Below are 12,226 nucleotides of genomic sequence, written 5' to 3'. Positions count from 1 at the left end.
AGCGGCCGCCCTCCGGGAAACGGATGACAGAGACAGCACTGCCGGGCGACCAGAGCGCCCGGCGCCGGATGTTTTTCAGCGCGGCGAAGGAAGCGGCCGGCATGCCGTCCCTCGTTCTCGGCGCCAGTTATGTCGGCTTCGGTTCGCTGGTCCGGGAAAGCGGCATCGGTCTGGGCTTGGGCCTCTTCTCCACCTTGTCGGCCTGGGCGCTGCCGGGGCAGGTGGTCCTCGTCGAACTCTACGGGGTCGGCGCCTCGCTCCTGGTGATCTGTCTGGCGGTCGCGCTGACGAATGCGCGGCTCATGCCCATGGTCATCACCCTGATGCCGCTGGTCCACGACCCCGCCGTTCCGCGCTGGCGCTATTACCTCTATTCCCACTTGGTCGCGGTGACGGCCTGGGCTTTTTCCATGCGCCGCTGCCCGGACATGCCGCGTCCCTTGCGGTTGCCGTATTTCCTCGGTTTCGCCGCCAGCCTGTGGATCGCCAGCCTGCTCGGGACCGCCCTGGGTTTCCTGCTGGCCGACAGCGTTCCCCGCTCGATCACGCTCGGTCTCGTCTTCCTGAACCCGATCTATTTCATGCTGATCTTCGCGACCGACCTGCGTCACCGCGCCCGCGCGATGGCCCTGGCGTTCGGTGCCGTACTCGGGCCTTTCTTCCACACGATATCCCACGACTGGGGCCTGATGTTCGCCGGTCTGATCGCGGGGACCGTCGCCTTCGGCGGAGAACGGCTGCTGAGGCGCCGGCATGTCTGAGCTGTCCGGTCCCGCGCTGTCGATGCCCAGCCTCTGGCTTGTCGTCGTCCTGATCGCCGGAGCGGCGGCGACCTATGTATGGCGGGCGCTGGGCGTCGCCCTGTCCGGCCGGATCGATCCGGCCGGTCCCGTCTTCGAATGGGTCGGCTGCATCGCCTACGGGCTGCTAGCCGCCCTGATAGCCCGCATGATCGTCATGCCGGTCGGGCCGCTCGAGGCAACCGACCTCGGCGTCCGCCTCGTCTCGGCAGCGGTTGCGGTGGCCGCCTTCTATCTGGCGCGTAAAAGCATCTTCCTCGGCGTGACCGCAGGCACCCTGTCGCTGATCGGTCTCACCATGGCAGGCGTTACGTTGTTTTAAAAAGCTCCCGTTTGCATTGCAAATCTTCTACCAATCCTTGTGACCAGGATAAGCACTGTGCTGTGTTCGCTCTAGCGCGACCGCTCCGGGCGTCGCCGATTCCAAGTTTCCAAAGCCTCTTTCATTTTGGGCAGCCTGCTTGTTTCTTGGCTCCACTTTGCCCAGGGTTCAAGCAAGCGCGTTCAGTCGCCATTGTAACCGTATTTTCAATGCTTGCCGGCCCGCAGGCCGTAATATAACGTCCAGGCAACAACAAGGCCGGTGGTCCCGCCACCCGGCCGAAAGCTTGAACCGGGAGAATTCCGACTGTCTGCAATCTCGTCGGCGCCACGGCTTGCCGTCGCGCCGGATCTCCGGGTTGTTCGAACGGGCACCGCCCCAACGGTCGAACCGCCGCCTGTCGCGGCGGTCAACAGCAAGCTGCGCCGACGCTCCGCCGCAATCCACGTCTGGGTATCGAGGATATGGAATACTTCCTTCAACAATTGATCAACGGGCTGACGCTCGGCGCCATCTACGGCCTGATCGCGATCGGCTACACGATGGTCTACGGCATCATCGGCATGATCAATTTCGCCCATGGCGAGATTTACATGATCGGCGCCTTCATCGCGGTGATCAGCTTCATCGTGCTGGGAGCCGCCGGCATCACCTGGGTCCCGATCATGCTGCTGCTGGTGCTGATCATCTCCATGGTCTTCACCAGCATCTACGGCTGGACGATCGAGCGGCTGGCCTATCGGCCGCTGCGCGGTTCCTTCCGGCTGGCGCCGCTGATCTCCGCCATCGGCATGTCGATCTTCCTCCAGAATTACGTCCAGCTGGTCCAGGGCGCCCGCGTCAAGCCGATGCCCCCGATGATCCAGGGTGGCTTCACCGTGATGGAGCGGGCGGACGGCTTCGCCGTCAGCATCAGCTACCTACAGATCATCATCATCCTGCTGACCACCGCCCTGATGGCTGGCTTCACGCTGCTGATCACCCGGACCGAGCTTGGCCGCGCTCAGCGCGCCTGCGAGCAGGACAAGACGATGGCGGGATTGCTCGGCGTCAACGTCGACCGGACGATCTCGCTGACCTTCGTGCTGGGTGCGGCGCTCGCCGCCGTGGCCGGCGTCATGGTCACGCTGTACTACGGCGTGATCGACTTCTTCATCGGCTTCCTGGCGGGCGTCAAGGCCTTCACCGCCGCGGTCCTCGGCGGCATCGGCTCGCTGCCCGGCGCCATGCTCGGCGGGCTGCTGATCGGTTTGATCGAAGCGTTCTGGTCGGCCTATTTTTCGATCGAGTACAAGGACGTGGCGACCTTCACCATCCTGGTGCTGGTCCTGATCTTCCGCCCGACCGGCCTGCTCGGCAAACCGGAAATCGAGAAGGTCTGACCCGATGACGGCACTCGCATCCCAACAATCCGGCCGCCCGGGTCTGGACCTGCCCGCCATGCTGAAGGAAGCGGGAGTGACCGCGCTGATAGCGCTTGCGCTCACCTTCCCGCTGGTCGGTCTCCGGACCGTCGACGTCGGCTCCCGCCTGACGGTCAGCCCCCGCTTCACCGAGGTCGCCATCGCCGTGGCGCTGGTCTTCATCGGCCGCATCGGCCTGATCCTGACCCGCGAAAAACAGGCGCTGCCCGTCCTGGTCGTCAGCCTGGGCGTGGCGGCCGCGGCATGGTTCCTGCCGTTCCCGTCGGCAGCTCTCAAGGTAATCGCGATAGCCGGCGCCCTGATCATCGCGATCCGCGCCGCCATCACGGCGCGCAGCGACCGCAGCACCCTGTCCCAGCAGGAACGGGACCGGGCGATGGACCGGCTCGGCGCCCGCGTCCAGGACGCCGCCGTCTGGATTGGCCCCATCGCCATCCTGTTCGCGATCGTCCTGCCTTTCATGCCCTTCGCCAACCGCTCGGTGGTCGATATCGGCATCCTGATCCTGACCTACATCATGCTGGGCTGGGGTCTCAACATCGTCGTCGGGCTGGCAGGGCTGCTCGACCTGGGATATGTCGCGTTCTACGCGGTCGGGGCCTATTCCTACGCCTTGCTGGCCCATTATTTCGACTTCAGCTTCTGGCTCTGCCTGCCGCTGGCAGGATTGCTGGCGGCAACGTCGGGCGTGATCCTGGGCTTCCCGGTCCTGCGGCTGCGCGGCGACTACTTCGCCATCGTGACGCTGGGCTTCGGCGAGATCATCCGGATCGTCCTGCTCAACTGGGGCGTCTTCACCGGCGGTCCCAATGGCATCTCCGGCATTCCGCGCCCCAGCTTCTTCGGCATCGCCGACTTCGAGCGCCGTCCGCCGGAGGGCGAGATCGCGTTCCACCAGCTTTTCGGGATCGCGTTCGATCCGATGCACCGGATCATCTTCCTCTACTACCTGATCCTGGCCCTGGCGCTCTGCGTCAATCTCTTTACGATGCGCATCCGCAAGCTGCCGGTCGGCCGGGCCTGGGAAGCGCTGAGGGAAGACGACATCGCCTGCACGTCGCTCGGCATCAACCGGACCAACATCAAGCTGGCGGCCTTCGCCATCGCCGCCATGTTCGGCGGCTTCGCAGGCTCGTTCTTCGCGACCCGGCAGGGCTTCATCAGCCCGGAAAGCTTCACCTTCATCGAGTCGGCGATCATCCTAGCCATCGTCGTGCTCGGCGGCATGGGCAGCCAGATCGGCGTCGTCGTCGCGGCCCTGATCATCATCGGGTTGCCGGAAGCCTTCCGTGAACTGGCGGAATACCGGATGCTGGCCTTCGGCATGGGCATGGTCCTCATCATGGTCTGGCGGCCCAGGGGCCTGCTGGCCCACCGCGATCCGACCATCCTGCTGCACCCTAAGCGCAGCGCCAGACAGCAACAGGCCGATTCGGAGGCAGGGGAATGACCGCGATCACCGGAACCCCGCTGCTCGAGGTCGAGCATTTGACCATGCGGTTCGGCGGTCTCGTCGCCGTCAACGACGTGTCGTTCACGGCGATGAAGCAGCAGATCACGGCGGTCATCGGCCCCAACGGCGCCGGCAAGACCACGATGTTCAACTGCCTGACCGGCTTCTATTCTCCCACGGTCGGCCGGCTGGCGCTGCACCGGGACGAAGGGATCTTTCTGCTCGAGCGGCTGGAAGCCTTCCGTATCTCGCAGCAGGCCGCCGTCGCGCGCACCTTCCAGAACATCCGCCTGTTCGCCCATATGAGCGTGCTGGAAAACCTGATCGTCGCCCAGCACAACAAGCTGATGAAGGCTTCGGGCTTCTCGGTCGCGGGACTGCTCGGCCTTCCCGTCTACCGCAAGGCGGAGAAGGAGGCGGTCGAGCTGGCCCGGCACTGGCTGGACAAGGTCAAGCTGACGAAGTTCGCGGACTGGGAAGCGGGCAATCTCCCCTACGGCGCCCAGCGCCGTCTGGAGATCGCCCGCGCCATGTGTACCGAACCCGTCCTGCTCTGCCTGGACGAGCCGGCTGCCGGCCTCAACCCGCGCGAGTCAGGCGATCTCGCCGAGTTGCTGATCTATATCCGCGACGAGGAAAAGATCGGCGTGCTGCTGATCGAGCATGACATGAGCGTCGTCATGAGGATTTCGGATCACGTCGTCGTGCTCGACTACGGCCGCAAGATCTCCGACGGCACTCCGGCCTATGTGAAAAGCGATCCGACCGTCATCCGCGCCTATCTCGGCGAGGAGGAACACGAGGAACTGCCGCCGGAAATCATACGCGACCTGCCCGAGGTCGCCGAGCGGGAGGAAGGCGCATGAGCGGACAGATGCGTGAGCCGATGCTGAAGATTTCGGGCGTCCATACCTTCTACGGCTCGATCGAGGCGCTGAAGGGCGTCGACATGGAAGTATCGGCCGGAGAGATCGTCACCCTGATCGGCGCCAACGGCGCCGGCAAATCGACGCTGCTGATGACCATCTGCGGCAACCCGCGCGCCAAGTCGGGGTCGGTCCATTTCGAGGGGGAGGACATCACCCGCGTCCCGACCTTCGAGATCGTCCGGCGCGGCATCGCCCAGTCACCGGAGGGGCGCCGCATCTTCGGCCGCATGACGGTGCTGGAGAACCTCCAGATGGGCTCGATCACGGCCCAGCCCGGCAGCTTCAGCCGGGAACTGGAGCGGGTCTACACCCTGTTCCCCCGCCTCAAGGAGCGTCAGGCCCAGCGGGGCGGCACCCTGTCGGGCGGCGAGCAGCAGATGCTCGCCATCGGGCGCGCGCTGATGAGCCAGCCGCGCCTGCTCCTGCTGGACGAGCCGTCGCTCGGGCTGGCGCCGCTGATCGTCAAGCAGATCTTCAAGGTGATCGAGGACATCAACCGGGAGCAGAAGATGACCGTGTTCCTGGTCGAGCAGAACGCCTTCCACGCCCTCAAGCTGGCCCATCGCGGCTATGTCATGGTCAATGGCAACATCACGCTCCAGGGCACCGGACGCGAATTGCTGGCGAACGAGGAAGTGCGGACCGCCTATCTCGAAGGCGGGCATTAGGAGACCCATGATGGAACAGCTTCTCGGAGTTTCCCTGCCTGTCTTCCTCGGTCTCACCGTCGTCCTGTTCGGCGGGGCCGCCTTCATGACGGGGCAGGGAATGGCGTCCAAATGGCGTCCCATGCGGACCGCCTTCCTCTACACGGCGCTGCTCGGCCTGGGTGACCGATTCCTGATCTACGCGCTGTTCGGCGGCCAGCTGCTCAGCCTGACCGGCTATATCATCCACACCGCGATCCTGACGGTGATATGTCTCGCGGCGTACCGGATGACCCAGGCGCGCAAGATGGTGAAACAGTACCCGTGGCTTTATGAACGAAGCGGTCTGTTCAGTTGGCGGGAAAGAAGTTCCGCTGCCTGATAAGCGAAAGATACTCCGGTTTCTGTCGCACTCCGCTACAGGTCAGATATATTATAAATACAACGCGGAACACCGCCCGCTACCCGGCACCGGTAGCGGGCGATAATCCGCGCGGACTTTTCGATACGGCATGTTTCGATAGGTTATGTAACGACCAGCTCATGAACAGGGAGCATCGTGGTTATGAAGTTCAAGAAGACTCTCCTCGCGGCGACGGCGGCTCTCACTCTCGCCTCGACTGCGGCCTATGCCGATATCGTCGTCGCGGTTGCCGGTCCCATGACGGGACAGTACGCGGCATTCGGTGAGCAGATGAACAAGGGCGCCCAGCTCGCGGTTGCCGATCTGAATGCGGCCGGCGGCATCCTGGGCGAGAAGATCAAGCTGGAAGTGGGCGACGACGCCTGCGATCCGAAGCAGGCGGTGGCCGTGGCCAACCAGCTCGCCGGTGCCGGCGCCATCTTCGTGGCGGGCCATTTCTGCTCCAGCTCCTCGATTCCTGCCAGCCAGGTCTACAGCGAAGAGGGAATGCTCCAGATCTCTCCGGCCTCGACCAATCCCAAGCTGACGGACGAGGCCAAGGGCAACAACGTCTTCCGCGTTTGCGGCCGTGACGACCAGCAGGGTCTGGTCGCCGGCGAGTACATCGCCAAGACCTACAAGGGCAAGAACGTCGCGGTCATCCACGACAAGACAGCCTATGGCAAGGGTCTCGCCGACGAAACCCAGAAGTCCCTGAACGCCGCCGGCCTCAAGGAAAAGCTTTACGAAGCCTATACCCCCGGCGAACGCGACTACTCGGCCCTGGTCAGCAAGCTGAAGCAGTCCGCCATCGATGTCCTTTATGTCGGCGGCTATCACACCGAAGCCGGCCTGATCGCCCGCCAGATGAAGGATCAGGGCATGTCCGTCCAGATCATCTCGGGCGACGCGCTGGTCACCGAGGAGTTCTGGACCATCACCGGTCCGGCCGGTCAGGGCACCCTGATGACCTTCGGTCCCGACCCCCGCAACAAGCCGAACGCCAAGCCGGTGGTCGAGAAGTTTCGCGCGCAGGGCTATGAGCCGGAAGGCTACACGCTCTACACCTATGCGGCGCTACAGATCTTCAAGCAGGCGGCCGAAAAGGCCGGCTCCACCGATCTGGACAAGGTCACGGCGGCTCTGCGCAGCACCGAGTTCGACACCGTGATCGGCAAGATCGCCTTCGACCAGAAGGGCGACGTGACGACCCCGGCTTACGTCTTCTACAAGTGGAACGACGGCAAGTACGCCGAAGTCACCACGAACTGATCCGAAGGGCGGCCGCTGTGCCGAACAGCGGCCGCTTCCGGCAAAGATATCGGGCTGAAGAGGCCCCACCTACAAAAAGCACGCTGGCGTAGGTCGGGCCTCTTCAGCCCGACATCTAACGCTCCGGACCGGTCAAACTATCCGGCCCCTGGTATTACGATGACGGTTGAAATACCGGGAGCTTAAACATGCCACCCGGACGGCAGAAGGCCCGGCGCTCGGCACCGGGCCTTTTCTCTATCCGCACAGGCGCGTCGAAGCGCCCGGCTAATGCGCCGCGAACTTCGCCGTATCGGCGGCGTCGGCCCTCGGCGGAGCTATACTCGTGGGCGACGGAGCCGCGGCACCGGTATGCTCCTCGCAAAGCCGCATGACCTCGCGCCAGAACGCGGCGGCGCGCAGGTTGTTGGCGGCAATCAGCTCGACCAGCTTAACCTTGGCCAAGCGCACGGCGTCGTCGCCTAGTTCTTCCACCAGACGGGTCGCCACCATTACGATATCGAGATCGGTTTTCATGACCCACTAACATTCCGGAACAGGCATCTGTTCCTTTGGCGGTGCAGCATCTTCCGGCATACGACGTTAGGCATGAACCCTCTCCTGTTGCCTTTCAGCCACGCCTTTCGCATGCTCGCGGGAGGACTGACGGAAACGCTCGCAAGGGTACTGCCGATTGTTTCATCATGATGCGATGCCGGCTTGGTAGAAAATGGTTACTGGTTCTGGAGAACGCCAATGCGGCGAAGAAAGCGTGAGATTGCGGAAGGACAGCGTTACCGGAGACTGGGACCCGGTGGCAGCGTGTGGGAAATCGTGGCGATCCGCAAGGACGGGATGGGCGCGATGCACGCCCAGATGAAGCGGGCGGACGACCCTAAGACATTGAAGACGCTGGCTGTGGCGGCGCTGCTGGACCCGACTCAGTTCGAACCGCTAGGCGAGGATATCTGAACTGGATTGGAATAGACAAAGATCCGTTCCATAAAGACTCCGATCAGGCCCGACTCGTTCCATGTAAGTGAACGCGCCCGCGAGGGCGCGTCCTTTGTCTATCGAGCCTTTGCCGAAACAGCGGCAAGTTCCGTCGGATCGGAGGCCTGGATCGTCGCCAATACATCACGCAGGCGCACAAGCTTGTTTCCCAGGATGTGAATACGATCCTCTGGCACGCCGGCGCTTTGAAGTGCCGGAGTCTTCTCCGCCGAAGCCACCCAGACGTCCAGGTGCGGGTGACGGTCGATCACCTCGGCCACCATCGACAGGCCGGTCGCGTCCATCGCCGAGACCCTGGTAAGATCGAGCGCCTGGACCGGCTTCGCCTCATTGTCGAGCGCCGCGTCGATCTGCGGCCGGATACGCGGACTTGTCAGGAACGTGAGTTGGGTGCCGGGATCGGCGACCTGGACGCCGTGGCGTTCGCGCACCGCGATCGAGCCATGGGCCAGCATCCGGCGAAGCACCAGCAGCAGGGTCAGGGCCAGCCCGACCGGAACGGATACCGTCAGATCGACCAGGACGGTCAGGACCGCCGTCAGGATGGCAAGGCGGCCTTCCGTCGCCCCCATCAGGTGGATCTTCCGGATCTCGCCCACTTCGATCAGGCGCATCGCGGTCATGAACAGCACTGCCGCCAGCGCCGCCATAGGCAGACGGGCGACCACCGAAGCCAGGGCGGCGACGAAGATGCCGAGGAAGATGGCATGCATCAGCGCAGCCGACTTGTTCGTGGCGCCGCTCATGACATTAGTGCTGCCGCGCACGATCACGCCCGATACCGGCAAGCCGCCCAGGAACGGGACGGCCGTGTTGGCCAGTCCGAGGCCGAACAACTCGCGATTCGGGTCATGGCTGCTGTCGGTCAGGGAGTCCAGCGCCTTGGCCGCCAGCAGCGATTCGACCGCGATCAGCAGTCCAAGCGTCAAGGCCGAAAGGAGGACCGCGCTGGGGTTCGACAGGATAGTCTGAAGGAAATTCGCGGAAAAACCCAGTCCGTCGATCGAGACGTTGTAGGCGGCCCCTACCGTTGCGACCGGCAATCCCTGCCAGACCGCCAGTTCCGCCGTGCCCAGGCCGACGCCCAGGGCCACCAGGGGGGCGGGGACCCACTTGTTGAAGCGAGTGCGGCTCCAAGCCAGCGCCGACGCGAAGCTCAAGCCGACGATGACGACTTCCTGGATGCTGACGGTGTGGATGTCGCGAACCGTATCGATCAGCTTCGCGATGGCGTCGTCGCCCTCTGCGGCGACGCCCAGCGCCACCGGAATCTGGCCGATCAGGATCAGCAGGCCGATGCCGGTGGTGAAGCCGACGATGATCGGATGGGGCATGAACTCCATCAGCCGACCGAGCTTCAGCACGCTGATGCCGATGACGATGAACCCGGCGCAGAACGTGGCTGCCATCAGCACGGGCAGGCCATGGCTGGCGATGATGCCGGCGATCACGGTGATGAAGGCGGCGGCCGGACCGGAAACCTGGAACCGCGAACTGCCGAAGATCGCCGCGATGGCGCCGCCAACGACGCCGGACACGAGGCCGGCCATCGGGCTGGCGCCGGAGGCGATCGCGAAGGCGATGCAGAGCGGCAGCGCCACGACGGCGACGATCAGGCCGGCCAGCACGTTGTTCATGCCGATCCTGGAAAGCGAACCTGTCACGCTTTGACTGGTCAAAAGGGAAGCTCCTCGTACTGAATGAAGGATAATCGGGAGCAGGCCTTACCAGGCCAGGGACGACAGCGAACCGAACGTGCGGCTGAGGAGTTTCGGCGCCTCCGCCTTGACCGGATGGAACGCGAGCTGATCGCGGTCATATTGTTCGACGATGCCGCTATCGATGCTGTAGTGCCATCCCAGAAGCGTCAGGCGGCCGTCCGCCGTACGTTCCTGGACCTCGGGATAAGTCATCAGGTTGCGAAGCTGGTGGACGACCATCGCCCGCTCAAGGGCGCCCTCGAGCTGGCTGCGGGTCTCCTGATCCTCGAGCGCCTCCTGAAGGTCCAGTTCGCCGCCCTCGACCGAGGACAGGACCAGTTCCCTGACATCGCGGCCCTGCTCGATCCAGCTTTTCGTCTGCTCCAGGGCATCGGGTGCCTTGCCGGACAGCAGTGCGGCACAGGCGCCGCAATGAGAGTGGCCGCACACGATGATCCGGCTGACGTTCAGCACATGAAGCGAGTATTCCAGCGCCGAACCTGTGGCGTCGCAGTTGCTGCCATGGGCCGGAACCATGTTGCCGACATTGCGAAGCTCGAACAAATCGCCCGGCATCGACGACGTGATGACATGGGGAAGCACGCGGCTGTCAGCGCAGGCGATGAACAGCGTATCCGGCCGTTGGCCATGGCGTGCCAGGGTCCTGTACGTCTGGCGGTGGCGACGATAGTAGCCCCGCTGAAAACGCGAAACGCCGGTGGTCAGGTCGGAATCCATGGTTTCTCCAAACTTTCATGTCTCGGTGCGCGCAACGAATGTTCAGCCCAATAGAACCGATCGATCATCAAGCGCGAGGTTGAGGGATTACCTTTAAAAAGGCTGGATAGTTTTTAGTATTCGGCAATTTGAAAATAAATAACTTGTACCTAGTCAACTCGTTGAAGCATTTGTATTAGAAACGTTGAAAATAGCATCACGTCATCATTTCGCCGTTTTCTCAATATGGAGGCGTGGTAGCATAAAATTGGTTTGATCTTGGATGCATTGACGTCCACCGGCGCTATGTTGGTCGGTTGGCTTCGATGTTACTTCTGGTCCTGCTGTGATGGAGGAGTTCATTTTGATGTTGCACCGCAGTATGTCAACCGATGAGTTGTGAAAAAAGTGTGACGTAATAATTTGGTAGTATTTTCCTCAATCGCCTTTATGAAATCGCTGTTTGTCTTCGATAGAGACAATACGACAGGTTGAGAGCCTGGTTTCGTTACAGGCAGATGCTGGACGCACAATCTGCGACATGCCGGCAATAGGATTGAAATCCAAGAAGATGGCGTGCTATTGTTCTGGCTTATAGCAATGCCCTCCAAGCCCAGGACGGTCGGCCTAAAAGCGCAACCGATGGTTTTCCGTCATGACAAATGATGACATTCAGCTACGGATAGGGGTTGTCATCACGGATCGGCCGGGACAAACAGGGGTCGGAGATCCGGGGATATCCGGAAATATAAAGGGAGGAAAAAAACATTGAGAGAGAATAGCCTGCGTACCCTATGGCGGGATGGCGGCAGCGCCTTGAACGGCTGGCTGTCCATACCCGATGCCTTCTCCGCCGAGACGATGGCCCATCAGGGGTGGGACACGCTGACGGTGGACATGCAGCACGGCGTCACGGATTACGCCTCGGCGGTCGCCATGCTGACGGCGATCTCCACCACTTCGGTCGTCCCGATGGTTCGCGTGCCCTGGCTCGAGCCGGGGATCGTCATGAAGGTCCTGGATGCCGGAGCCCAGGGGGTCATCTGCCCGATGATCAACGACCGGGCGGAAGCGGAGCGTCTGGTCGGCGCCTGCCGGTATCCGCCGTCCGGCTACCGCAGCTTCGGGCCCAACCGCGCCTTGCTGCACTACGGCGCCGATTATCCCGAGCGCGCCAACGAAAGCGTGATCGTGATGGCGATGATCGAAACGGCCCAGGCGCTCGACAATCTCGACGATATCCTGAGCGTCGAGGGACTGGACGGCATCTATATCGGGCCGGCCGATCTCTGCTATTCGATGACCGGCAAGTTCGGCTTCGACCATACCGAACCGCCGCTGTACGATGCGATTACCCACATCCTGGCGCGTGCCAAGGCCCACGGCGTGATACCGGGCATCCATTGCGGAGCGGCCTCATACGCCAAGCGCATGATCGATCTCGGCTATCGGTTCGTCACCGGCGGCTCCGACTATCACCTGATGGCGGCGGGCGCCCGGGCAGTCGTCCTGGAGGCGAAGGGGCAGGGCGCGGCCTCGGCGTCCGACGGATCGAAGCCGGTCGGT

General features: G+C 62.9%; 13 protein-coding genes. 10 read left to right on the top strand and 3 right to left on the bottom strand.

Features of this window, described 5'->3' with window-relative positions; translation table 11 throughout:
* The first annotated feature begins 23 nt into the window (after positions 1–23).
* The 8 genes from N826_RS27490 (at position 24) to N826_RS27455 (ending at position 7,250) form a co-directional block, all read left to right on the top strand.
* Complete coding sequence (locus N826_RS27490; RefSeq protein WP_044434081.1) at positions 24–761, top strand: AzlC family ABC transporter permease; 738 nt, start codon at positions 24–26, stop codon at positions 759–761.
* Positions 754–1,122: an AzlD domain-containing protein gene (locus N826_RS27485; RefSeq protein ID WP_044434080.1), complete on the top strand. Its 369-nt coding sequence runs from the start codon at positions 754–756 to the stop codon at positions 1,120–1,122. The genes N826_RS27490 and N826_RS27485 overlap by 8 nt, the downstream gene beginning before the upstream one ends.
* A gap of 464 nt (positions 1,123–1,586) precedes the next feature.
* Complete coding sequence (locus N826_RS27480; protein WP_044434079.1) at positions 1,587–2,504, top strand: ABC transporter permease subunit; 918 nt, start codon at positions 1,587–1,589, stop codon at positions 2,502–2,504.
* A 4-nt stretch (positions 2,505–2,508) separates the two neighbouring features.
* Complete coding sequence (livM, locus tag N826_RS27475; protein ID WP_044434078.1) at positions 2,509–3,996, top strand: high-affinity branched-chain amino acid ABC transporter permease LivM; 1,488 nt, start codon at positions 2,509–2,511, stop codon at positions 3,994–3,996.
* Entirely contained in the window at positions 3,993–4,865 is an 873-nt protein-coding gene (locus tag N826_RS27470; protein WP_044434076.1) for an ABC transporter ATP-binding protein, read from the top strand. Before livM ends, N826_RS27470 begins: the two co-directional genes overlap by 4 nt.
* Before the next feature lie 20 nt (positions 4,866–4,885).
* A complete protein-coding gene (locus N826_RS27465; protein WP_044434214.1) occupies positions 4,886–5,596 on the top strand; it encodes an ABC transporter ATP-binding protein in 711 nt (236 codons plus the stop codon).
* Between the two features lie 7 nt (positions 5,597–5,603).
* On the top strand, positions 5,604–5,957 hold the full coding sequence (locus N826_RS27460; protein ID WP_308518285.1) for a DUF6867 family protein: 354 nt from the start codon (positions 5,604–5,606) through the stop codon (positions 5,955–5,957).
* Between the two features lie 183 nt (positions 5,958–6,140).
* Positions 6,141–7,250: a branched-chain amino acid ABC transporter substrate-binding protein gene (locus N826_RS27455; RefSeq protein WP_044434072.1), complete on the top strand. Its 1,110-nt coding sequence runs from the start codon at positions 6,141–6,143 to the stop codon at positions 7,248–7,250.
* 267 nt (positions 7,251–7,517) lie between these two features.
* Here the strand turns inward: N826_RS27455 and N826_RS27450 are convergent, their stop codons facing one another.
* Entirely contained in the window at positions 7,518–7,766 is a 249-nt protein-coding gene (locus N826_RS27450) for a hypothetical protein (protein ID WP_044434070.1), read from the bottom strand.
* 219 nt (positions 7,767–7,985) lie between these two features.
* On the opposite strand from N826_RS27450, the gene N826_RS27445 reads away from it, so the two are divergent.
* Positions 7,986–8,201: a hypothetical protein gene (locus tag N826_RS27445; protein WP_044434068.1), complete on the top strand. Its 216-nt coding sequence runs from the start codon at positions 7,986–7,988 to the stop codon at positions 8,199–8,201.
* Between the two features lie 98 nt (positions 8,202–8,299).
* Here the strand turns inward: N826_RS27445 and N826_RS40560 are convergent, their stop codons facing one another.
* Positions 8,300–9,922, bottom strand: coding sequence for a SulP family inorganic anion transporter (locus tag N826_RS40560; RefSeq protein WP_147040875.1), 1,623 nt, complete (start codon positions 9,920–9,922; stop codon positions 8,300–8,302).
* A 45-nt stretch (positions 9,923–9,967) separates the two neighbouring features.
* The gene (locus N826_RS27430; protein ID WP_052832153.1) at positions 9,968–10,681 is read right to left on the bottom strand and encodes a carbonic anhydrase; all 714 of its coding nucleotides are present in this window, start codon (positions 10,679–10,681) and stop codon (positions 9,968–9,970) included.
* Between the two features lie 747 nt (positions 10,682–11,428).
* Here N826_RS27430 and N826_RS27425 point away from each other — a divergent pair.
* Positions 11,429–12,226: HpcH/HpaI aldolase family protein (locus tag N826_RS27425; protein ID WP_157599372.1), on the top strand; the 798-nt coding region annotated here is incomplete at its 3' end.

Source organism: Skermanella aerolata KACC 11604 (assembly GCF_000936425.1).
Lineage (GTDB): Bacteria > Pseudomonadota > Alphaproteobacteria > Azospirillales > Azospirillaceae > Skermanella > Skermanella aerolata.
This window is presented reverse-complemented; position numbering and strand designations above follow the sequence as displayed.